The 22,810-nt window shown below is 74.1% G+C and carries 18 protein-coding genes; 10 read left to right on the forward strand and 8 right to left on the reverse strand.

All coding sequences use genetic code 11. The features are described 5' to 3' along the window. Window positions 1-46 precede the first annotated feature (46 nt). Entirely contained in the window at window positions 47-757 is a 711-nt protein-coding gene (locus ABT158_RS18440; RefSeq protein WP_352354700.1) for a universal stress protein, read from the forward strand. Window positions 758-767: 10 nt separating this feature from the next. On the opposite strand, the gene ABT158_RS18445 is transcribed toward ABT158_RS18440, so the two are convergent. Beyond that, a complete protein-coding gene (locus ABT158_RS18445; RefSeq protein ID WP_352354702.1) occupies window positions 768-1,679 on the reverse strand; it encodes a universal stress protein in 912 nt (303 codons plus the stop codon). A gap of 222 nt (window positions 1,680-1,901) precedes the next feature. Here ABT158_RS18445 and ABT158_RS18450 point away from each other — a divergent pair, with 222 nt between their 5' ends. Genes ABT158_RS18450 through ABT158_RS18460 form a run of 3 tightly spaced genes read left to right on the forward strand, consistent with a single transcriptional unit; the run spans window position 1,902 to window position 4,808 of the window. Next, window positions 1,902-2,741, forward strand: a complete 840-nt coding sequence (locus ABT158_RS18450) for a universal stress protein (RefSeq protein WP_352354704.1) — start codon at window positions 1,902-1,904, stop codon at window positions 2,739-2,741. 40 nt (window positions 2,742-2,781) lie between these two features. Further along, window positions 2,782-3,627, forward strand: coding sequence for a universal stress protein (locus ABT158_RS18455; protein ID WP_352354706.1), 846 nt, complete (start codon window positions 2,782-2,784; stop codon window positions 3,625-3,627). Between the two features lie 56 nt (window positions 3,628-3,683). Beyond that, window positions 3,684-4,808, forward strand: coding sequence for a M50 family metallopeptidase (locus tag ABT158_RS18460; RefSeq protein ID WP_352354708.1), 1,125 nt, complete (start codon window positions 3,684-3,686; stop codon window positions 4,806-4,808). A 25-nt stretch (window positions 4,809-4,833) separates the two neighbouring features. On the opposite strand, the gene ABT158_RS18465 is transcribed toward ABT158_RS18460, so the two are convergent. Beyond that, window positions 4,834-7,758 carry a pyridoxamine 5'-phosphate oxidase family protein gene (locus ABT158_RS18465; protein WP_352354710.1) on the reverse strand — a complete coding sequence of 975 codons (2,925 nt, stop codon included), beginning with the start codon at window positions 7,756-7,758 and terminating at the stop codon, window positions 4,834-4,836. A gap of 109 nt (window positions 7,759-7,867) precedes the next feature. Here ABT158_RS18465 and pta point away from each other — a divergent pair, with 109 nt between their 5' ends. Next, the gene (gene pta, locus ABT158_RS18470) at window positions 7,868-9,928 is read left to right on the forward strand and encodes a phosphate acetyltransferase (protein ID WP_352354712.1); all 2,061 of its coding nucleotides are present in this window, start codon (window positions 7,868-7,870) and stop codon (window positions 9,926-9,928) included. Here the strand turns inward: pta and ABT158_RS18475 are convergent. From ABT158_RS18475 to ABT158_RS18485, 3 genes are all read right to left on the reverse strand, one after another. Further along, window positions 9,914-10,762, reverse strand: a complete 849-nt coding sequence (locus ABT158_RS18475) for a sulfite exporter TauE/SafE family protein (RefSeq protein ID WP_352354714.1) — start codon at window positions 10,760-10,762, stop codon at window positions 9,914-9,916. The genes pta and ABT158_RS18475 overlap by 15 nt on opposite strands. Continuing rightward, the gene (locus ABT158_RS18480; RefSeq protein ID WP_352323725.1) at window positions 10,759-11,331 is read right to left on the reverse strand and encodes a rhodanese-like domain-containing protein; all 573 of its coding nucleotides are present in this window, start codon (window positions 11,329-11,331) and stop codon (window positions 10,759-10,761) included. The genes ABT158_RS18475 and ABT158_RS18480 overlap by 4 nt, the downstream gene beginning before the upstream one ends. A 74-nt stretch (window positions 11,332-11,405) precedes the next feature. Beyond that, the gene (locus ABT158_RS18485; RefSeq protein WP_352354716.1) at window positions 11,406-12,794 is read right to left on the reverse strand and encodes an MBL fold metallo-hydrolase; all 1,389 of its coding nucleotides are present in this window, start codon (window positions 12,792-12,794) and stop codon (window positions 11,406-11,408) included. A 183-nt stretch (window positions 12,795-12,977) separates the two neighbouring features. Between ABT158_RS18485 and ABT158_RS18490 the strand changes: the two genes are divergently transcribed. The 3 genes from ABT158_RS18490 (at window position 12,978) to ABT158_RS18500 (ending at window position 17,136) form a co-directional block, all read left to right on the forward strand. Beyond that, window positions 12,978-14,240 (forward strand): MFS transporter, encoded by a 1,263-nt coding sequence (locus ABT158_RS18490; RefSeq protein WP_352354718.1) that lies wholly within the window; start codon window positions 12,978-12,980, stop codon window positions 14,238-14,240. Between the two features lie 161 nt (window positions 14,241-14,401). After that, window positions 14,402-16,267, forward strand: a complete 1,866-nt coding sequence (locus tag ABT158_RS18495) for a vWA domain-containing protein (RefSeq protein WP_352354720.1) — start codon at window positions 14,402-14,404, stop codon at window positions 16,265-16,267. A 107-nt stretch (window positions 16,268-16,374) separates the two neighbouring features. After that, the gene (locus ABT158_RS18500; RefSeq protein WP_352354722.1) at window positions 16,375-17,136 is read left to right on the forward strand and encodes a hemerythrin domain-containing protein; all 762 of its coding nucleotides are present in this window, start codon (window positions 16,375-16,377) and stop codon (window positions 17,134-17,136) included. Between the two features lie 29 nt (window positions 17,137-17,165). Here ABT158_RS18500 and ABT158_RS18505 read toward each other — a convergent pair whose 3' ends face one another. After that, complete coding sequence (locus ABT158_RS18505) at window positions 17,166-17,855, reverse strand: ABC transporter ATP-binding protein (RefSeq protein ID WP_352354724.1); 690 nt, start codon at window positions 17,853-17,855, stop codon at window positions 17,166-17,168. Beyond that, on the reverse strand, window positions 17,852-18,919 hold the full coding sequence (locus ABT158_RS18510; RefSeq protein WP_352354810.1) for an ABC transporter permease: 1,068 nt from the start codon (window positions 18,917-18,919) through the stop codon (window positions 17,852-17,854). The genes ABT158_RS18505 and ABT158_RS18510 overlap by 4 nt, the downstream gene beginning before the upstream one ends. Before the next feature lie 148 nt (window positions 18,920-19,067). On the opposite strand from ABT158_RS18510, the gene ABT158_RS18515 reads away from it, so the two are divergent. Further along, window positions 19,068-20,252 carry a sensor histidine kinase gene (locus tag ABT158_RS18515; protein ID WP_352354726.1) on the forward strand — a complete coding sequence of 395 codons (1,185 nt, stop codon included), beginning with the start codon at window positions 19,068-19,070 and terminating at the stop codon, window positions 20,250-20,252. Further along, window positions 20,249-20,872 (forward strand): response regulator, encoded by a 624-nt coding sequence (locus ABT158_RS18520; protein WP_352354728.1) that lies wholly within the window; start codon window positions 20,249-20,251, stop codon window positions 20,870-20,872. Before ABT158_RS18515 ends, ABT158_RS18520 begins: the two co-directional genes overlap by 4 nt. Before the next feature lie 6 nt (window positions 20,873-20,878). Here the strand turns inward: ABT158_RS18520 and ABT158_RS18525 are convergent, their stop codons facing one another. Continuing rightward, window positions 20,879-22,714 carry an alkyl/aryl-sulfatase gene (locus tag ABT158_RS18525; protein WP_352354730.1) on the reverse strand — a complete coding sequence of 612 codons (1,836 nt, stop codon included), beginning with the start codon at window positions 22,712-22,714 and terminating at the stop codon, window positions 20,879-20,881. Window positions 22,715-22,810 lie beyond the last annotated feature (96 nt).

The raw sequence follows: 22,810 nt of genomic DNA on the forward strand, positions 1-22,810 counted from the left end.
GCGGGACCGAGGCTGAAGACCTGCGACGTCTGAAGGGATCACGGACATGGATCGCATCGTGCTCGGCTACGACGGCTCCGACTTCTCCGTCCAGGCCCTGGACTGGGCGCTGGACGAGGCCGAGCTGAGGAACCTGCCGCTGACCGTCGTCCACGCCTGGCAGTGGCCGTACGGCGCGGCGGAGGAGGAGGCCAAGGCCCATCTGCGCAAGGCGGCCGAGCACGTCCTGTGGCACGGCGCCGAGTGCGCCCGCTCCACCAGCTCGGGCGTCCGCGTGGAGACCGACCTGTACGAGGGTCCGGCCGCCCAGCGGCTGGTGGAGCTGTCCGCCGACGCCACGCTCGTCGTGGTCGGCTCGCGGGGGCTGAGCGCGCTGCCCAGGGTGGTGGTCGGTTCGGTGGCCGGGTACGCCGCCGCGCACGCCGAGTGCCCGGTGATCGTCGTACGCGGCCCGGGGCCGCTGCCCAAGGCCACCCGTCCGGGTCCGGTCGTCCTGGCCGAGCGGGAGCCGGACGCGGCGGTCGTCGAGTTCGCGTTCGCCGAGGCGGCCATGCGCGGGCTGCCGCTCGCGACCTCCGCCGACCTGGGGGAGTGGGCGGCTCGCCGGCCGGAGGTGCAGGTGGAGCAGGGTGAGCCCCACGAGCGGGCGACCCTGGTCGTGGTCGGCCGGACGCGGGCCGCGCATCTCGGCACCGCGAGCTCCCTTCCGCAGCACGCGCCCTGCCCGGTCGCGGTGGTGCCGGGCGACCGCCCCTGAGCTCCCCGCGTCACCCGGACGCGGGCGGCAGCCGCGGGTTCAGCACGGCCGCGGGCGCCACCGCGACCGGGCACCTGGACTCCAGCAGGGCGGCCTGCGTCACCGCTCCGAGCAGCAGGCAGGGAGGGGCCTCGTTCCCCCGGTTGCCGAGCACGAGGAGCGTGGCGTCCTTGGAGGCCTCGATCAGCACGCGCTGGGGGCGTTCGGTCAGGAACTCGGTGACCACCGTCACCTCGGGGCGTCTGCGGGCCAGGTGGGAGACGACTTCGCGGAAGCGGTTCTCCGCGCCCTTGCGCAGCGCGTGCGAGTCCACGAAGGGCAGCGGCTCCTGCCAGGACGACGACCCGCAGTCGGTCCAGCAGCACAGGGCCGTCACGGTGCCCTCGCGCAGGGCGGCCTCGTCCAGGGCGAGGTCGAAGGCGGCCAGGCTGGCGGGTGAGCCGTCCAGGCCGGCCACGATCCTGACGTCCTGGCCGGTGGGCGGCTGGAGCGGCGGCCGGACGACCACGACCGGCGTGACGCTGTGCGCGGGCACCTGGACGGCGGCCGACCCCACCTGAAGCCCCTCGAACCCGCCCTGCCCGCGGGAGCCGAGCACTGTCAGCTCCGCCTCGCGGGCGGCCTCCAGCAGCACCGCCGAGGGGGTGCCCCGGCCCAGGAGCGGCTGCACGTCCAGCTCCGGCGCCAGCTCCCTGGCCCGCCGGACGCCCTCGTCCACGACGCCGAGCGCCACCGGCTCGACGTGCCGCATGATCTCCTGGGCGACGGGCCTGGGGGCGTAGGGCCAGTGCAGGGCGTGGCAGACCAGGACGGGCAGCCCGCGCAGGCGCGCGTCGGCGACCGCCCAGTGCAGCGCGTGGCGGCTCTCGGTCGAGTCGTCGTACCCGACGAGCACGGGCCGGCCGGCGTGGGCGTCGATCACTGCCGCCTCCGGGAGCGAATTCTGTCCGGTTACCTGCGCGAATGAGCCTTCCCGCCATCGGCGGGACGAGCCCCACAGGCGCGGAAACTCTTGGCCTAGCCTGCTTGCCCGTCGCGCGCAGCGTCCCGAAGTTGGCGGGGACAGCGGCGACTTTTGGTGTGTTTACGCCCCAAATATCCGTTATGGCGGGTATGGGGACGTCGAAGGCGCGAAGGAGGGAAGATGCGCGGACGGATCGTGGCCGCGGTGGACGGCTCCGCGTCATCGACCGCCGCGGTGGAGTGGGCCGCCGGCGACGCGCAGCGCAGAGGACTGCCGCTCCGGCTCGTGCACGTGTGCGAGCAGTGGGTGCTCGGCGTGGACGGCGCCCGGTACTGCGTGGGCGCGCTGGAGGCCGCCGCCGACCGGGCCCGCGCGATCGGCGGGGGCGTCGAGGTCACCGCCGAGATGCTGGCGGGCAACGTGATCGACGCGCTGATCGTCGAATCGGCCACCGCCGACAGCCTGGTGCTGGGCAGCAGGGGCATGGGCGGCTTCGCCGGCATGGTGCTGGGGTCGGTGGGCAGGGCGGTGGCCGGGCACGCCGCGGGGACCGTCGTGGTCGTCCGCGGGGTGGTCGCCGTCCGGCACGACCTGGTGGTGGCCGGCGACGACGGCTCGGCGGGGTCGCGGCAGGCCCTGGCGTACGCCGTCGAGCAGGCCCGTGCGCGCCGCGCCCGCCTGCACGTGGTCTACGCCTGGCAGGCGCCGGCGGTCTCGCCGTACTGGGCGGCCTACAGCCACCTGCTGGCCGACTCCTTCCAGGAGGAGGCGAGGGCGGCCCAGGCGCGGGTGAACCCGTGCCGGACCGAGAACCCCGACGTCGAGATCACCGACGAGCAGGTGCGCGGGCACCCCGTGGCCGCGCTCACCGAGGCGGCCGCCGCCGCGGACCTGGTCGTGGTCGGCTCGCGCGGACGGGGCGGCTTCTCCTCCGCGGTGCTCGGCTCGGTGAGCCACGGCGTGCTGCACCACGCGGTCTGCCCGGTGGCGGTGGTACGGCCGCGCGGGGAGAAGGGATGACCGGACCGGAGGTGTTCGGAGTGTCGGACGAGGGGGCGTCATGGCCGGTGTGATCGTGGTGGGAACCGACGGCTCGGCCCCCGCCGCCGCGGCGGTCGGCTGGGCCGCCGACGACGCCGCGCGGACGGGCGCGCAACTGCGCATCGTGCACGCCCTGGACCGGCAGCCGTACGCCGTCACCAGGTTCCCCGACTACGGCCAGGGCAACTACCTGCTGATGGCGGCGGCCAAGGTGCTGGAGGCGGCCGAGACCGCCGCGCGCGCCCGTCAGCCGTCGGTGCGGCTGCACGCCGAGGTCGTCGAGGGGACGCCAGCGGCCGTCCTGCTGGATCAGGCGCGGCAGGCGGACGAGCTGGTCATCGGCAACCGGGGGCTCGGCGGGTTCGCCGGCGCACTGCTGGGATCGGTGACCATGCACGTGGCCGGGCACGCCGCCTGTCCCGTGGTGGTGGTGCGCGCCGAGGGCGGCGGGCCGGTCGCCGAGATCGGCGTCGGGATCGGCGACTCCGACGTCTGCGAGCCGGCCATCGGCTACGCCTTCGAGCAGGCCAGGCTGCGCGGCGCCCGGCTGCGCCTGATCCGCGCCTGGCAGATCCCGGTGCACGCCTTCGCCCCCGAGATCGCCTACGACCTGGACGAGGTCCGCGCCGCCCAGCACGAGGCGGTCCGCGCCCGGACGGCCGCATGGCGGGAGAGGTGTCCCGAGGTGACGGTCGTGGAGGACGTCCAGAGCGCGCATCCGGTCGAGGCGCTCACCGGGGCGCCCTGCGACCTGATCGTGGTCGGCTCCCACGGGCGGGGCGCGTTCGGCTCGCTGGTGCTCGGTTCGGTCAGCAGGGGAGTGCTGCACCACGCCCGCTGCGCCGTCGCGGTGGTCCGCCCCTAGAGGCCCCTGGAGGTCGTCCCTGGTCAGGAGGGTTGAGAAGCATGCAAGCTGGAAGTATGAGGCAAACTCTGCGCTTCGGACGGGTGGCGGGCATCCCCGTCGGCGCACACTGGTCCGCGCTGGCCATCGTCCTGCTCGTGGCGGTGGGGTTGGGCTCCGGGGTCCTGGCCGTCGCCGCCCCGGGCGCGGGCAGGACGGCGTACTGGGTCGCCGGCGCGCTCACGGGGCTGTTGCTCATGGTGTCCCTGCTCGCGCACGAGCTGGCGCACGCGCTGGTGGCCAAACGGTGCGGCATGGAGGTGGAGTCCGTCACCCTCTGGGCGCTGGGCGGCGTCACGCAGTTCCGCGACGAGGCGCGGACGCCCAGGGCCGAGGTGGTCACGGCGGCCGCCGGCCCCGCCGCGAGCCTGCTGCTCGGCGGTCTGGCCCTCGCCGTCACGGCCGTGCTGCCACCGGGCGTGCCCAGGGCCGCCGCGGCGTGGCTGGCCATGATGAACCTCGTCCTGGGGGTGTTCAACCTGCTGCCCGGCAGCCCGCTCGACGGCGGGCGGGTGCTGCACGGCCTGATGTGGAGCCGCCACGGCGACCGCGCCCGCGCCGACGCCGGCGCCGCGCGGGCCGGTTACGCGATCGGCATGGCGCTGACCTTCACCGGGTTCGTCGTGATCTGGGTGTGGAACCCGCTGGGCGGGATGTGGGTGGTGATCACCGGCTGGTACATCGCGGGCGCCGCCCGCGGCGAGATCATGAGCAGGGCGGCCCGGCGCGGCCTCGGCGGAGTGCTGGTGCGGGACGTCATGACGCCCACGCCGGACCTGGCCCCCGCCTGGCTGACCGTGCAGGGGCTGGTCGACACGGTGGTGCTCGGCTCGCACCAGTCCGTCTTCCCCGTCGTGGGGCTCGACGGGGCGCCGCTCGGCGTGGTCTCGCTGGAGACCCTGCTCGCCGTGCCCGCCGAGCGCAGGGGGGACACCAGGGTGGAGACGCTGGTCGCCGCCCAGAAGCCGCCGCGCGTCCTGTCGCCGGACGACGACGCGGCCGCCCTGCTGGAACGCCCGTCGCGGGTGGGCGGCCTGTCGGCGGTGGTCGTCGAGGGCGGCGTGGTCACCGGCATGATCACCGACGCCGACCTCGGCAGGGCGCTGCAACAGGCGCTGCTCCGGCCCGCCGCCCCCGTGTGACACGGGTCCACGACGGGCGGCCGGCTCACAGGCCGTGGATCCGGCGGCCGGTGACCTGGTGCGGCACGACCCGGATGTAGAGATGACGCTCCCCGCCCGCCCACGGCGTGACGCCCGCGTCGGCCAGCTTGGCGACCTCGTCCTCGGGCACGTGGTGGGCGGGCCCCTGGATCAGCACGCTCCAGCCCTCCTTGCGCACCTCGTCGATCCGGTCCACCTCGAAGCCGATCATGATGTCCACGCCCTCCAGGCCGGTGCGCAGGTCCTGGTCCATGGGCCCGCCGCGGGACGTGCGGAACAGCACGGCGCCCTCGTGCAGCCGGTAGTTGACGGGCAGCACCGTGGGCCCGTGCGAGCCGTTGAACGCGATCCGCCCGATCCCGCCCGGCGCGACCAGGCGCAGGCACTCCTCGGGGTCGAGGACCTCCAGGACCGGCTCGTCCGGGCCGGGGCCGGGGCCCGGCGGGCGGTCGCGGCCACCGCCCAGCAGGTCCTGCGGGGTCGTCTCCAGGGCGGTGGCCAGGCGGGTCACCGTGTTCCTGTCCGGGATGCCGAGGTGGCCCTCCAGGTACGTGACGTACCCGGGGGACATGTCGGCGCGCTCGGCCAGCTGGTCGACGGTGAGGCCCAGCCGGTCGCGGTGGTGGGCCACCCGGCGTCCGAAGTCGCCACTGTTCGTCATGATCATCTCCTTCTCCGTGAGGACGAGGCCCGCACCGCCCGGCACGGGGACGCCGTCCACCCGCGTGCCGTCGCGGCCGGCCTCGATGGTGATCCGGCGCCCGCGGAACAGGACCGGCAACGAGAGCGTGCCGAGCCGTCCGGGCAGCAGAGGGTCGAGGAACAGGCCCTCGGGCCGCGGCTCCAGGCCCAGGTAGCAGCGTTGCAGCATGTCCACGGTCCCGGCCATCGCGCCCAGGTGCACGCCCTCGGCGGTGGTGCCGCCCTGGACGTCGTGCACGTCCCCGACCAGCGCCTCGGCGAAGAACTGCCAGGAGCGCGCCCGGTCGCAGCGCGACAACACCCAGGCGTGCACGACCGCGCTCAGCGTGGAGCCGTGGCTGGTGCGGTCGAGGTAGTAGGCGGTCGTCCGGGGAATCAGGCCGGGGTCGGCCGGGTAGCCGAGCCGGTCGAGGATCGCCAGCAGCTCGTCGGCGCCCAGCAGGTAGAACAGCATCAGCGTGTCGGCCTGCTTGGACGCCTTGTAACGGTTCACGTCGTCGCCGTCGGCCTCCAGGGCGCGGTCGAGGCGGCGGACGCCCGCGTACCGCTCCCAGTCCAGCTCGGCGAGCCCGGCGTAGCCGGTGAACTGGCTGATGACGCCGTCGTGGAAGTCGACCCGCATGCGGCGGGTGATGTCCTCCCACCGCGCCGCCTCCTCCGCCCCGGCCACGCCGAGCCGCAGGGCGTGCCGCAGCAGCCACACGGTCATGACGTTGGTGTAGGCGTTGTTGGCCAGGCCCGGCTCGGCGGCGCCGGGGTAGGCGGTGTGGTACTCGTCCGGGCCCATGACGCCGCGGATCTCGTACCGGCCGGAGACCGGGTCGAGCACGGCCAGCGAGGCGAAGAACCGCGCGACGGCGATCAGCAGGTCGGCGCACCACGACGGCATGGAGCCGGTGGCCAGGCGGTACTGCCACACGTTGTAGGCGACGGCGAGGCCGACGTGGCGCTGCAGGTGGGAGACGTCCGGCAGCCAGCGTCCCGAGTCGGGGTTGAGGTGGTAGGTCTGGCTCTCCTCGCGGCCGTCGCTGCCGCTCTGCCAGGGGAACATCGCGCCGTCGTACCCGGCCGACCGGGCGGCCGCGCGGGCCTCGGGCAGGCGGCGCCACCGGTAGCGCAGCAGGCCGCGGGAGATCTCGGGGAAGCGCAGGTTGAGCCAGGGCAGGACGAACAGCTCGTCCCAGAACACGTGCCCCCGGTACGCCTCGCCGTGCAGGCCCCGCGCGGGCACCCCGGCGTCGAGGTCGGCGGTGTGCGGCGACAGGGTCTGGAGCAGGTGGAAGATGTGCAGGTGGACGATCTGCGACAGCTCCGGCCCGTCCACGTTCAGCTCGGCCCGCTCCCACAGCCGCTCCCAGGCCGCGGCGTGCGCCTCCAGCAGCTCGGCGAAGCCCGGGGCCGTGGCCGCGCGGCGCAGGGCGGCCGACAGCGGGTCGTGCACGGCGGGATCGCGCGAGGTCAGCAGGGCGACGACCTTCGTGAACGTCACCGGCGTGCCCTCGGCCATCGTCAGCACGTGCTCGCTGGTGACGTGGTCGGGCTCCATGGAGGGCGAGCCGGGGGAGGGGGCGTCGGCGCGAGCGGCGAGCGCGACGGTGACGCGGGAGGAGCGGGTGGTCGCGGTCAGCCAGGTCAGCCCGTCGCGGTGGCCCGTGGCGTGCTCCGTCAGGTGGTCGCCGCGCAGGTCGCGGTAGCGTTCGACGCCGCTGTTGGTGACGCGCCCGTCCAGCCCGGCCCGGACGCGCAGCGGGCCCGACCAGTTCTCCGCGGTGAAGGTCGTCTCCAGGGCGGCCAGGGCGGGATCGGCCATGGAGACCAGGCGGCGTTGCCGCACCCGGGTGACCCGGCCCAGCGCGTCGCGCCAGCGCAGGTCCCGCCGCAGCACCCCGTGGCGCAGGTCGAGCTCCTGGGTGTAGCCGAGCAGGTCGGCCAGCTCCGGGCTGAACCAGTCCTGGCCGGGCGTGGCGAAGCCGAGCGGCAGCCAGTCGGGCAGGTTGACCAGGTCCTCGTTGACGACCGTCCGGCCCCCCACCTGCGAGGCCAGGCGGTCGTAGCAGCCCGCGTGGTAGGTGCCGGGCGTGCGGATCCGGCCCTCGGGCGTGGCGCCGCGGGTGGCGAAGCGGCCGTTGCCGAGCGTGCACAGCGCCTCCCGCAGCCCGGCCGAGGCCGGGGCGAAGCCCTCGTACGTGAGCGTCCACGGGTTCGTCACGCCGAGGACGCTACCCACCTGCCCTCCCCCCAAGACAGGGACGTTGGTCACTTCCCCCAGGGGCGTACGACACTGATCCGGGCCCCGTGGCGTTCCGGACCCGGTGAGGGCGTCGAGAATGAGTGGCATGACACGAGCTGTGTACGTCGCCGCCGGCGAAGCGGGAAGCAACAAGGGGACCGTCGCCCTGGGGCTGGTCGAGCTGCTGTCCCGGCAGGTGGGAAGCGTGGGCGTGTTCCGCCCCGTGGTCCGGGCCGGACGCGAGGACGGCCTGGTCAACACCATCCGCAGCCGGTTCCAGCTCGCCCTGCCCTACGAGGCGTGCGCGGGGGTCACCTACGATGAGGTGCACGCCGACGTCGAGCGGGCGGCCGGCGACATCGTGGCCCGCTTCCGCGCGCTGGCCCGGCGCTGCGACGCGGTGGTGGTGGTCGGCACCGACTACACCGACGTGGGCGCGCCGACGGAGTTCGGGTTCAACGCCCGGCTGGCCGCCGACCTGGGCACTCCCGTGATCAACGTGGTGAGCGGCAGGGACCGGACGGCCGCCCGCACCGCCGCGGCGGTCGAGGTGTCCTCCAGGGAGCTGGCCCACCATCACGCCCAGGAGCTCGCGGTCGTGGTCACCCGCTCGACCGGCGGGCCGCTCGCGCTCAGCCACGCGACACCCGTGTTCGTGCTGCCGGAGACCCCTTCGCTGCGCGCGCCGACGGTCGCCGACCTGCTCGACGCCTGCGACGGCTGGTTCTTCCTCGGCGAGCGCGACGGGCTCGGCCGGGAGGCGAGCGCGCTGATGGTGGGCGCGATGTCGCTGCCCGGCATCCTGGAACGTCTCACCGAGGGCGCGGCGGTGATCATCCCGTCCGACCGGGCCGCCGCGCTGCTGCCCGGCCTGATCGCCGCGCACACCTCGCCGGGCTTCCCGGCCCTGTCGGCGGTCGTGCTCACCGGCGGCACCGAGCTGCCCGGCTCGGTGGAACGGCTGCTGCGCGGCATGGAGATCCCGCTGCCCGTGATCGCCACCGGTCACGACACGTTCGACACCGCGACCCGGCTGTCGGCCGTGGAGGGACGGTTCACGCCCGAGGCGGGCGGCAAGATCGACGCGGCGCTGCGCCTGTTCGCCGAGCACGTGGACGGCCCGCTGCTGCTGGAACGGCTGGACATCGCCAAGACCGACGTCGTCACGCCGCTGATGTTCGAGTACGAGCTGCTGGACCGGGCCCGCGCCCGGCGCAGGCACATCGTGCTGCCCGAGGGCGAGGAGCCGCGCATCCTGCGCGCGGCCGACATCCTGCTGCGCCGGGACGTGGCCGACCTCACCCTGCTCGGCGACGCCGAGCGCATCAGGGTCCAGGCCGCCCAGCTCGGCCTCGACCTGGCCGCGGCCAGGGTGCTCAGCCCGTTCGACCCGGAGCTGCGCGAGCGGTTCGCGCACGCCTACGCCGAGGCGCGGGCGCACCGGGGGATGACCGTCGAGCTGGCCCGCGACACCGTCACCGACGTCTCCTACTTCGGCACGCTCATGGTCCACGCCGGCCTGGCCGACGGCATGGTCTCCGGCGCGACGCACACCACCGCGCACACCATCAGGCCGGCGTTCGAGATCCTGCGGCTCGGGCTGGTCTCCAGCGTGTTCTTCATGTGCCTGGCCGACCGGGTCCTGGTCTACGGCGACTGCGCGGTCAACCCCGACCCCACCGCCGAGCAGCTCGCCGACATCGCGATCGCCTCGGCCCGCACCGCGGCGATGTTCGGCGTCGAGCCCAGGATCGCGATGTTGTCGTACTCGACGGGCACCTCGGGCGCGGGCGCCGAGGTCGACAAGGTGCGCGCCGCCACCGAGCTGGTCCGTCAGCGCCGCCCGGACCTCCAGGTGGAAGGGCCGATCCAGTACGACGCCGCGGTGGACCCGGCCGTGGCGCGGGCCAAGATGCCCGGCAGCCAGGTGGCCGGGCACGCCACCGTCCTCGTGGTGCCCGACCTGAACACCGGCAACAACCTGTACAAGGCGGTCCAGCGCAGCGCGGGGGCGGTCGCGGTGGGGCCGGTGCTGCAGGGGCTGCGCCGGCCGGTCAACGACCTGTCGCGGGGCGCCACCGTGGCCGACATCGTCACCACCGTGGCGGTCACGGCCGCCCAGGTGCGCGACGAACCGGCGTCCTGCGGACCGTCAGCCGGCGCCTGAGGCGCGCCACCGGCGGGCGGCGAGAGCGGCGGCCAGCACGGCCACGAGCCCCGCCCACGTGGCCGGATGGCTCCAGACGGCGGCGCCGACCTGCTGGACGAGCACGAACACGCCCATGACGACGACGAACCAGCCGAACGCCGTGCGCAGCGCGTCCTGCGGGATACGGCCCGCGAGCCGGCCGCCGGCCAGGCTGCCGATCACCGCGGACGCCGTCACGATCAGGGCGAGCCGCCAGTCGATCGCGACGCCCGCCAGGTGCCCGGCGAGCCCGGCGAACGACTTCATCGCGATGACGAGCAGCGAGGTGCCGACCGCGACGCCCATCGGCAGCCCGCCCAGCAGGGCGAGCGCCGGGACGACGAGGAAGCCGCCGCCGGAGCCGACCAGCCCCGTCACCGCCCCGACGACCAGGCCCTCCGCCGCTATGTGCGGCAGCGGCAGGTCACCGTGGGCGGGCCGCGCCCGCTTCCTGGGGTTCCGCGGCCTGCGCAGCATCGCGACCGCCGTGGCCAGCATCATCAGGGCGAAGGCGACGAGCAGCGCCGTGCCGGGGACGTACTCGGCCAGGCGTCCGCCGCCGTACGCGCCGGCCATGCTGAACGCGCCGAAGAGCAGGCCGGTCCGCCAGCGGATCCGCCGGGCCCGCGCGTGCGGGACCAGCGCGGCCAGGCTGGTGACGCCGACGACGAACAGCGAGGTGGCGATCGCCTCCTTGGTGTCCTGCCCGGCCAGGTAGACCAGGATCGGCACGGTCAGGATCGAGCCGCCGCCGCCCAGCACGCCGAGGCTGACCCCGACGAGCAGCGACGCCGCGACGATCAGCACGGTCACGGGGTGCTCCGCAGCTCCGCCAGCACCGTGCGGATGTCGGTGCGCGGCCCGCGGTTGTAGGGCAGCCTGGACAGCAGGACGCCCATGGCACAGGAGTTGCTGACGGCCGCGTACGTCAGGCCCGCGCCGATCGCGGTGCCGATCAGGTGCGCGCCGGGCAGGAAGATCCCGGCCAGACCGGTGACCAGGACGACGGAACCGGCCACGAGCCGCACCTGGCGCTCGATGTCCCATCGCTCGGGCCCCCGCTCCAGGGACGCGCCGGCCGTCTCCCACGCGACGATGCCGCCCTCCAGGACGCGCAGGTTCGGCAGCCCGGCCTCGGCGAGGGCCTGCCCGGCCTGCGCGGCCCGCGCCCCGGAGCGGCAGACGAGCACGACGTCCTCGTCCAGGTGGGCCAGCAGCTCGGCCCGGTGCTCGCGCAGGGTGTTCAGCGGCACGTTGTACGAGCCGGGGATGTGCGCCGTGCGGAACTCGCCGGGCGTGCGCACGTCGAGCAGGCGCGGCGCCCGCCCTTCCTGGACGAGCCGCTGCAGCACGGTGGGGGTGAGGACGGAGGAGGTGTTCATGGATCTTCCTTCATCAATACCCCTGGGGGTATCGAGTAGACATACGTGTGGGACGGGGAAAGGGGACAGTCCGGTCAGACGCCGGCCGGCTCGGCCGACAGGGCCCACGCGGCGTAGCCGCCGAGCACGTCGGAGACGTCCTGGAAGCCGCGGTGCCGCAGCAGGCTCGCCGCGACGGAGGAGCGGTGACCGCCCGCGCAGTGCAGGACGACGGGCCGGTCGGCGGGCAGCTCGCCGCTGCGGGCGGGCAGCTCGCTCAGCGGGATGTGCAGCGCGGCGTCGATGAAGCCGTTCGCCTCGCGCTCGCCCGCGGTGCGCACGTCCACGACGACGGGCGGGGCGTCGCCGGCGAGCGCGGCGCGCAGCTGCGCGGCGGTCAGGCGGCTGGCCGGCGTGACCTCGGCGGCCAGGGCCACCAGCGCGTCGTCGGGGTTGCGCAGGTAGCCCGCGACGCGGTCGAAGCCGATCCGGGCCAGGCGGGTGACGACCTCCTCCTCGCGGTTCTGCGGCGCCATGACGACCAGCTCGGCGGCCGGGTCGAGCACGGTGCCGGCCTGCTCGGCGAAGCGCCCGTCGGCGGGCACGTTCACCGCGCCGCGCAGGTGCCCGGCGGCGAATTCCTGCGGGTCACGGGCGTCCACCACGACGGTGCCGGCGGCCCGCAGCCCGGTGAACCCGTCGAGGGTCAGCGGCACGGGCGCCGTCGAGGCGTCGTAGCGGGCGCGGTCCCTGCGGTTGAGGTCGGCGTCGTAGGCGAAGTAGCCGGGGGCGGCGGGCTGTCCAGCGGTGACGAGCGCGACGAACGTCTCGCGGTCCATCGGCGCGCACGCGTAGTTGGTGGCCCGCTGCTCGCCGATGGTCGACTGCTTCTCGGCCGAGAGGTTCTTGCCGCAGGCCGAGCCGGCGCCGTGCGCGGGGAAGACCCGCACCGCGTCGGGCAGGCCCATGAGCTTGTTCTGGACGCTGTCGTACAACATCGCGCCCAGTTCGCCGGGGGTGACGCCGACGGAGGCGAGCAGGTCGGGGCGGCCGACGTCGCCGATGAACAGGGCGTCGCCGGTCAGCACCCCGTACGGGACCGGGTCCGCGGCGTGCTCGTGGACCAGGACGCTGATCGACTCCGGGGTGTGGCCGGGCGTCTCCATGATCTCCAGGGTGACGTCGCCGAGGGAGATGCGCTCGCCGTCGCGAAGCTTGCGGATGGGGTACTCGGTCTCGGCGCGCCGGCCGTAGCCGATCCAGGCGCCGGTGCTGTCGGCCAGCTCCAGGTGGCCGGCGACGAAGTCGGCGTGGAAGTGGGTGTTGACGACGCCGACGACGGTCAGGCCGTGCGCGCGGGCGTCGGCCAGGTACTCGGAGACGTCCCGCCGGGGGTCGACGACCACCGCGCGGCCGGTCCCCTCGTCGGCGATCATGTACGACGCCTGCGAGAGGCAGTCCAGGTAGTACTGGGTGAAGAACACGGCAATCCCTTCGTGAGGAACGCGGCCAGTGGGTTGATACCCCGGGGGGTATCGCCTACCCGACAGTAGGTTCTCCGCGGAGAGGATGTCAAATACCCCCCGTGGTATTGCCTACGATACCTGGGGGGGTATGGTGACCTGGCCATATCCACCCGGCAATCCAGGCGCGAAGGGACCTCCGCCGTGCAGAACACCTCCGCGCCCGCCCCGGCCGGCCGGCCCCCCGTACGCCTCGGGCTCCGGGCCAACGCCCTGCAGTTCTCGCTGCTGGTCGTCGTCAACGTCGCCGTCGGCGGCCTGGTGGGCCTCGAACGCACCACCGTGCCGCTCATCGGCACCCACGCCTTCGGCCTGACCAGCGACCTCGCCGTCTTCTCCTTCATCGTCGCCTTCGGGCTCACCAAGGCGGTCACCAACCTGGCCGCCGGAGCCCTGACGGCCCGGTTCCGCCGCAAGCAGCTCCTGGTCGCCGGCTGGCTGGCCGGGATCCCCGTCCCGTTCGTCCTGGCCTGGGCGCCCTCCTGGGGGTGGATCGTGGCCGCGAACGTCCTGCTCGGCCTCAACCAGGGCCTGACCTGGTCGATGACCGTCAACATGAAGATCGACCTGGTCGGGCCAGCCCGGCGGGGGCTGGCCACCGGCCTCAACGAGGCCGCCGGGTACACCGCCGTCGGCGCCACCGCGCTGCTCACCGGCTATCTCGCCACCCGGCACGGCCTGCGGCCCGTCCCCGAGCTCGTCGGCGTCGTCTTCGTCGCGGCCGGGCTGGCCCTGGCCCTGGTCGTCCGCGACACCGCCGCCCACGTGGCCCTCGAACTCGACCGGCACCCCCGGCCGGCCGGCGGGAACACCGGTCCGGCGGCCGCGTTCGCCCGCACGTCCTGGCGCGACCGCTCGCTGCGCGGCGTCAGCCAGGCCGGGCTGGTCAACAACCTCAACGACGGCCTCACCTGGGGCGTCTTCCCCCTCCTGTTCACCGACCACGGCCTGGGCCTGGCCGCCGTCGGCCTGATCAAGGGCCTGTACCCGCTGCTGTGGGGCGTCGGCCAGATCCCCGCCGGGCACCTCGCCGACCGCCTGGGCCGCAAACCCCTCATCGTCACCGGCATGCTCGTCCAGGCCGGCGGGCTCCTCCTGGCCGTCGCCCCGCTGGGCGACGCCCTGCTCGCCGGGGTCCTGTCCGCCGTCGTCCTCGGGCTCGGCACCGCCATGGTCTACCCCGCCCTCATCGCCTCGGTCTCCGACCACGCCCACCCCTCCTGGCGGGCCAACGCCCTGGGCGCCTACCGCTTCTGGCGCGACGTCGGCTACGCGGCGGGGGCCCTGGTCGCCGGGGTGCTCGCCGACGTGCTCGGCCTCGGCGCCACGGTCGTCGCGGGCGCCGTCCTCACCGCCGTCTCCGCGCTGCTCGCCGCCCGCTGGATCAGCGACCGTACGGCGGGCTGACGGCAGCCCGTCCCAGGTCAAGCGCTTCCCAAGGTGCGGTCGGCATTGATCGCGCGGCCGGAGGCGGCGGAAGCGCCCTTTGATCCACTCCTGGTTACAGTCCGTAGTGATCGGATCGCTCTGGGGGGAAGATGAAGAGTGTTCGCATAGTCGCCGGCAGGATGGCGAAAGTGTTGTGCGCGGGGCTGCTCGCGGTCCCGTCGTCCCCGCTGGTCGTGCCCGATCCGTCGCCGGACACCTCGGTGGTGACGGTGCGGACCGGCGGCGACCGCACCGGCGACACCACCGTGGGGCCGCTGGCCGGGGTCGAGCTCGGCCTGTTCGCCACGCCCGACGCGGCCCTCCCGGTGGACGCCGACTGGGGCGTGTGCGTCTCGGACGACGACGGCGACTGCAGCTTCGTCGTCCCCGGCACCGAGCCGGGCGGCGACAACGCCGGCGCCCGCTTCTACGTCAAGCAGCTCTCCGCTCCCGACGGCTGGTACACCAACCCCGAGCTGCGCACCGGCCGCGGCAGCGGGTCGAACTCCGTCGCCACGCCGTACGTCTTCCAGACCCCCGCGCTGGAGAGCGGCACCACGTACTCCTCCACCAGCGACTTCATGATCAACAACACCCGCGCGGACGCCACCGCCTCCACCGGGATCTGGCAGCAGTCACGGGTCAACCCCCGGCCCGATCTCACCTGCGGCCTCGACGTCGCGCTGCTGCTCGACCTGTCGGCCTCGGTGGGCAGCGCGCTGCCCGACCTGAAGGCGGCCGCCGACACCTTCACCGACGCGCTGACCGGCACGCCGTCCCGGATGGCGCTGTTCACGTTCGACCGCAACTCGCCCAGCGCCGGCACCACGAACAACCCCGACCTCATGCCGGTGTCCACCGAGGCGGGCGCCGAGGCGTTCAAGAACCAGTACGCCGACTGGCAACTCGGCAGCGGCACCAACTGGGACCGCGGCCTGTGGGCGGTCGCCGAGGCCGCGCCGCGCTACGACCTGCTGGTGGTGCTCACCGACGGCAACCCCACCTACTACGACACCCTGCTCGGCGACGGCAGCAACACCCGCATCGCCGAGGTGGAGGCCGGGATCTTCTCCGCCAACGCGGTCAAGGCCGAGGGCACCCGCGTGCTGGCCGTCGGCGTCGGCAACGGCGTGACCGGCCTGACCGCGCTCAACCTGCGCGCCATCTCCGGCACCACCGCCTTCGACGGCACCAACGCGGCCGCCGCCGACTACTTCCAGACCAGCGACTACGCCGCCGCCGGGCAGGCGTTGCGGGAGATCGTCCGCGCCCAGTGCGAGGGGTCGCTGTCGGTGATCAAGCAGCTCGTCCCGTCCGGCAACACCGGTGAGGACGTCACCGGCGCCACCCCGGCCGGCCCCGGCTGGGACTTCACCGCCGAGACCACCACGCCGGGCATCGGCGGGCTGCCCGCCACCGAGTCGACGACCGGCGACGGCACGGGGTCGGTCAACTTCGACCTCACCTTCAGCCAGACCGCGTCGGCCGACGTCACCGTCACCGAGGCCCAGCACCCCGGTCACACCCTGGTCACCCAGGACGGGCGCAACGCCGTCTGCCGCCTGATCGACACCGGCGTCGAGGTCCCGGTGAGCAACAGCGGCGGCCTGGGCTTCACGGTCGAGGTGCCGAGCGACGCGGCCGTCAGCTGCACCGTCTACAACCGCCCGCCCGAGCCGACCCCGACGCCCACACCCACCCCGACTCCGACTCCGACCCCGACTCCGACTCCGACGCCCACTCCGACTCCGACTCCGACTCCGACGCCCACACCGACCCCGACGCCCACACCGACGCCCACGCCGAAGCCGACGCCCACGCCGACCCATCCGGGGCACTGCCACGGCGGGCATCCGTACTGGGACCACTGCCACGAGCCGCACCCGTGCTGGGACCACTGCGAGGAGCACCCGGGCTGGCACGACGTCTGTCACAAATCGGCCTTCGCCTGCCCGCGCCCGCAGGAGTGGTCCATGCCTGACGAGGCATGGAACGAGGAGTGGTAGCCCGCAGGTAGACGCGTTCCCGGCACAACGATTACCCGGGCCTCCGCGTCGGACCGCCGGCCGACGGGCAGCACCTGGGAGGGGCGGCTCGGGAACGGGGGCGGACGATGACGGACGAAGCAGGCGGCGGGCCGGCGGGCGTGCGCCGTCGTGAGATGCTGGCCCTGCCCGTCGCCCTGCCCGTCGCCCTGGCCTGCGGCTCGGCGATGCTGACCGGCTGCGACACCGCGCGGCCGGCCCGCAGCGCCACGACGGCCAGCCCCGCCCCCGGCCCGGAGCAGGCCGGCGAGGTGCCGGTCACGCCGCCGGAGGACCTCATGCGCGAGCACGGGGTCCTCAAGCGCGTCCTGCTGGTCTACCGGGAGGGCGTCCGGCGGATCGGCGCCGGGGAGCGGGTGCCGGTCGGCCCCCTGCACGCCGGCGCCGGGATCATCCGCACGTTCATCGAGGACTACCACGAGCGGCTGGAAGAGCGTTACGTCTTCCCGCGCCTGGTCGGGGCGGGCAGGCTCACCGACGTCGTGCCCGTGCTGATCCGGCAGCACCGCCGCGGACGCGTCCTGACCGGCCGCATCCTGGACGCCACCGCCCGGCCCGTCCCCCAGAGCGTCCGCCGCGGCCTGACCGCCGACCTGGCCGCCTTCGTCCGCATGTACGAGCCGCACGAGGCGCGCGAGGACACCGTGGTCTTCCCCGCCATGCGGGCCGTCATCCCGCCCAAGGAGTTCGCCGAGCTGGCCGAGACGTTCGAGGACGAGGAGCACCGCCGATTCGGCGCGGCCGGCTTCACCGGCGTGGTCGCGCAGGTGGCCGACATCGAGAAGGCGCTCGGCATCTACGACCTCGACCAGTTCACCCCCCGCGGCTGACCCCGGCCTGCGCTCGCGGCGCGGCCCGGTCAGGCGACCCGGGTGGCGGCGCGTTCGCCGAGCCTGCCGTCGTCCATGGTCAGGACGGTGTCCACCTGGTCCAGGGTGGCCAGGTCGTGCGTGACCATGACGGTGGCCAGGTCGTTCTTCCTGGTGAGGCCGGCCAGCAGGGAGACGATCAGCTCGCCCCGGTGGTGGTCGAGCGCGCTGGTGGGCTCGTCCACCAGCAGCACCTCGGGGGAGTTCATCAGGGCGCGGGCGATGTTGACGCGCTGGCGCTCGCCGCCGGACAGCTGGTGCGGGCGTTTGTGCTCCTTGCCGCCCAGATCGACGGCGAGCAGCAGCTCCCGCGCCCGCGGGCCGGCCGCGCGCGGGGACTCGCCGGCCAGGTGCGCCATCACCAGGAGCTGGTCCAGCGCGGTGAGCGAGGGCAGCAGGTTGGCCTGCTGGAACACGATGCCGACGTGGTCGCGGCGGACCCTGGTGCGGGCCGCCTGGCCGGCTGTGGAGACGTCCTGCCCGGCGATGATCACGCTGCCCGCGGCGGGCGTGATCAGGGTGGCGGCGACGGCGAGCAGGCTCGACTTGCCCGAGCCGGACGGGCCGACCACCGCGGCGAACTCGCCCGCCGCGACGGCCAGGCTGACGTGGTCGAGCGCGGTCAGCGTACGGTCGCCGTCGGGGTAGGTCAGGACGACGTCGGTCAGCTTGAGTGTCATCGGGAGGCTCCCAGGGCGGTCAGCGGGTCGACAGTAGTGATCTTGCGGATGGCCAGCGCGGCCCCGGCGGCGCCGAGGAGGATCAGCACGGCCACCGGCGCCACGGTGGTGGCCGCCGACAACACGAACGGCACCGTGCCCTCGGCCAGCGCGCCGAGGCCCGCCCCGAGCAGGCCGCCGGCGCCCGCGCCGCCCAGCAGCACGATGACCGCCTGGGCGAGCGCGTCCCGCAGCAGGTAGCCGGAGCTCGCGCCCAGGGCCTTCAGCACGGCGACGTCGCCGCGCCGCTGGATCGTCCAGACGGTGAAGAAGGCCCCGATGACCAGGGCCGAGATCGCGAACAGGAAGCCGCGCATGAGCTGGAGCGACCCGTTCTCGGAGGAGAACGAGCCGATCGCGGCGGGCGCCTGCGACAGCGGGACCGTCGTGGTGCCGAGCCGCGCGTCCGCCGCGGCCAGGCCGGCCATTTCGCCGGCGGGCAGCGCCAGGACGGTCGCCACGCTGTCGGCGCCGGCCTGGCGGCCCATCCGCTCCCAGTCGTCGATGCCGAGCCAGACGACGGGCGTGTGGCTGTAGGACGCCTGGCCGCCGACGCCGGAGACGGTGAAGTCCCGGCCCGCGATCCGCACCGTGTCCCCGGCGCGCACCCCGGTGTCGGCGGCGAGCGCGGCGGAGAGGACGACCTTCCCGGCGTCCACGGGCCGCCCCTGAGCGAGGGCGCCGCCCGGCTGGACGCCGAAGAGCGCCACCCCCGCGCTCCCGTCGCCGCCGTAGCCGAGCCTCGACATGGAGACGCCCAGCCGCTCGGCGGCGTCGCCGGTCGCCCGCCGCCACTCCTGCCAGGTCCGGTCGGTGACCCGGCTGTCGGCGAAGGACGGTTTCCCGCCGCCGGCGAAGACGAGGTGCCCGGCGGGCAGGCCCTCCACGGCCGAGATGTTCTCCCGCGCCAGCCCGGCGGTCAGGCCGGACAACATGGTCACCAGGAGGGTGATGAGGAAGACGACGGCGCCCATGAGAGCGAACCGTCCCTTCGCGAAGCGCAGGTCTCTGAGCGCCACGAACACGGCGCGTCCCCCGTTGCGGTTGAAGGTCATGTTGACGTCCTCCAGCGTGCGGGCCGCCGGATCGGCCGCGCATCGTGCATGCGGTCCGCCCGTAATACTTCTTTCGGACGATTTGTGGCGCAGGGTCCTCGCATACGCTTGGTGAGAGATGTCTGACTATCCGTTCCCGCCCGCCCTCCGCCTGCTCCGCTGGACCGTGCACGGCACGTTCGCGACCCTCCTGGCGATCGCGCTGGCCGGCGTCGCCGGGACCGGACGGCTCGCGCCGACGCTGGGCGGAGCGCTCCTCGGCGCCCTCTACGCGGCGGGCATCGCCATCGAGGGGCGGCTGCCGCACTTCGGCGGGCCGACGCACCTGCTGCTGGGCCGGATCTGGCTGGTGCTGACCACGGCCGGATGGGCGCTGCTCGCGCTGGCCGCGCCGCAGTTCGTCTGGCTGGCCTTCCCGCTGTTCTTCGCCTACCTGCACCTGCTGCCGCTGGCGGTGGCGCTGCCGGGCGTGGCGGCGCTGACCGTCGCGGCCGTGCTGGCCGCCGCCTGGCACGAGGGCCGGCTGACCGCCGCCCTGGTCATCGGCCCGACGATCGGCGCGGCGGTGGCCACCCTGATGGCGATGGTCTACAAGGCGCTGCACGCCGAGAGCGAGCAGCGCCGCCTGCTGATCGACGACCTGGTCCGCACGCGCGGGAAACTGCTCCAGGCGGAGGGCGACGCCGTACGGCTGGCCGAGCGGGAACGCCTGGCCAGAGAGATCCACGACACCCTGGCGCAGGGCATGTCCAGCATCATCCTGCTCCTGCGGGCGGCCCGGCGGGACCTGGCCGACGACCTCCCGGCCGCCGAACGCCGCATCACCGAGGCGGCGGACGCGGCCAAGGAGAACCTGGAGGAGGCCAGGAACTTCGTCCGCGGCCTGGCCCCCGCGGCGCTGCGGCACTCGTCGCTGGCCGCCGCGCTGCGCAGGGCCGGCGACTCCGCCGTGGCGGGCACGCCCATCCAGGCGCGCTTCGAGGTCTCCGGCACCCCGGCGCCGCTGCCCGCCGACTACGACGCGACCCTGCTCCGCGTCGCCCAGGGCGCTCTGGGCAACGTCAGCCGCCACTCCGGCGCCGGCCACGCCGGGGTGACCCTCACCTACCTGGACGACGTGGTCATGCTGGACGTGTACGACGACGGCCGGGGTTTCGACCCCGGACGTTCGGCCGGCTTCGGCCTGCGCGCGATGCGCGAACGGGTGAGCGCCCTGGGCGGCAGCCTCACCGTGGAGTCGGCCCCCGGCGAGGGCACGGCGGTCGTCGCGACCCTGCCGCTGCCGCCGCTGGAGGGGCCGTGATCCGGATCGTCCTGGTGGACGACCATCCCGTGGTCCGCTCCGGCCTGCGCGCCATGCTCGCCGGGCAGCCCGACTTCGACCTGGTCGGCGAGGCCGCCACCGGGCAGGAGGGCGTGCGGCTGGCCGCCGCGCTCGCCCCCGACGTCGTGCTGATGGACCTGCAACTGGGGACGGGCATGCACGGCAGCGAGGCGACCCGCCGGATCGTCGCCCTGGACGGCCCCCGCGTCCTGGTGCTCACGACGTTCGACACCGACGCCGACATCGTGGCCGCCATCGAGTCCGGCGCGACCGGCTACCTGCTCAAGGACGCCCCGTCGGAGGACCTGCACGCCGCCATCCGCTCGGCCGCCGCGGGAGCCAGCGCCCTGGCGCCGAGCGTGGCCGCCCGCCTGCTGGGCCGGGTCCGCGCCCCCGACGCCACGCTCAGCCCGCGCGAGCTGGAGGTGCTCGGGCACGTCGCCGCCGGGCTGTCGAACCGGCAGATCAGCAAGGTGATGTTCCTCAGCGAGACCACGGTCAAGACCCACCTGGCGCACATCTACACCAAGCTGGACGTGGACTCCCGCACCGCGGCCGTCGCGGCGGCCTCGAAGCGGGGCCTCATCCGCCCGCCGTGATGACGCTCAGGGGGTGACGATGGCGAAGTCCGGCTTCGGCTGCTCCAGCAGGGAGGCCAGGCGTCGCAGGACGGTCAGGTCGCCGTCGTGGTCGAGCCCGCCGCCCTCACTGTCGCCGCCGTCGCTCTCACCGTCACTGTCGCCGTCGCCGGAGAGCAGGGAGAGCAGGCGTTGCCGGGTGAGGCGCAGCGTCAGGTCGGCTCCGTCGCCCGAGGGTGACCGCTGGTGGATGAGGACGCCGTTGGACATCGTGGTCCGGTGGCGTTCGTCCAGGTCGGTGAGGTGCCAGTCGATGGCGAAGCGCTCGTTCCAGGCGTCGGGGCCGTTCACCCGGATGGCCAGGGAGTCGAAGATCTGCTCGCTGGACAGCGCGGCGAGCATGTCCGGCGAGGTGGTGTCGGTGGCGCCCGGCGAGGGGCCGTCCTTCAGCTCGGCCGCGCCGGTGAGGTAGAAGTTGCGCCAGGTCGCGTTCTCGGCGCCCTGGCCGAGCCGGGTGTAGACCTGGGCCAGCAGCCTGCGGGCTGAGGCGTCGTTCCCGTCGGCGTACACGGCGTGGTTGAGCAGGGTCGCGGCGAAGCGCAGGTCGCCCTCCTCGGCGTAGCGGCCGGCCAGGGCCACCACGGCCGAGGTGCCGCCGAAGGACTCGACGTAGCGGCGGGCCAGCTCGACGGGCGGGTGTTCCCACAGGTGGGCGGGGTTGCCGTCGAACCAGCCCAGATAGCGCTGGTAGACGGCCTTGACGTTGTGGCTGACCGAGCCGTAGTAGCCGTGGGTGTGCCAGACCTGCTCCAGCGCGGGCGGCACCTGCATGACCTCGGCGATCTCGGGGCCGGTCAGGCCCTGGTTGAGCAGGCGGAGGGTCTGGTCGTGCAGGTAGGCGTACAGGTCGCGCTGCTGGGACAGGAAGGTGACGATGTTGTCCCGGCCCCAGGTGGGCCAGTGGTGGGAGGCGAAGGCGACGTCGGCCCGGTCGGCGAAGAGCTCGACGGCCTCGGTCAGGTAGCGGGCCCACACCCGGGCGTCGCGGACCACCGCGCCGCGCAGGGTGAGCACGTTGTGCAGGTTGTGCGTGGCGTTCTCGGCCAGGCACAGGGCGCGGTGGTCGGGGAACAGGAAGTTCATCTCGGCGGGGGCCTCGGTGCCCGGCGTGAGCTGGAAGACGACGCGGACGCCGTCGATCGTCTCCTCCTGGCCGGTGCGGGTGACGTCGAGGGTCGGCGGGATCAGGGAGACGGTGCCCCGCGAGGTGCCCATGCCCAGCCCGCAGCCGAGCTGGCCCTCCGGGGAGCGGGGGAGGAGCTGGCCGTACATGTAGAGGGCACGGCGGTTCATGGCGTTGCCGGCGTAGACGTTCTCGGCGACCGCGTGCTCCATGAAACCGGCGGGCGCCACGATCGGCACGTTCCCGTCGGTGACGCCGCGCACGCCGCCGAAGTGGTCCACGTGGCTGTGGGTGTAGACGACCCCGGTGACCGGACGGTCGCCGCGATGGTCGCGGTAGAGCCCGAGCGCGGCGGCGGCGCACTCGGCGGAGACCAGCGGGTCGATGACGATGACGCCGCTGTCGCCCTCCACGAGGGTCATGTTGGACAGGTCCAGGCCGCGCACCTGGTAGATGCCGTCGGTCACCTCGTACAGGCCCTGCCGGGCGCACAGTTGCGCCTGCCGCCACAGGCTCGGGTGGGCGGTCGGCGGGCAGTCGCCGGTCAGGAAGTCGTAGACGTCGTTGTCCCAGACGACCTCGCCCCCGGACGTCCTGACCACGCCGGGGGTCAGCCTGGCGACGAAGCCGCGATCGGCCTGCTCGAAGTCCGTCCGGTCCTGGAAGGGAAGGTCTGCCATGTGAGCGTCCTGCCCTCGGCAGTCTGCGATGAGGGCAAGGAGAGCCTCAAGAAAGAGCATTCCCGGCGATGCGGCCGCCGCTCCGAGGAACGTTCC

The organism is Nonomuraea sp. NPDC001636, assembly GCF_040298265.1.
GTDB lineage: Bacteria > Actinomycetota > Actinomycetes > Streptosporangiales > Streptosporangiaceae > Nonomuraea.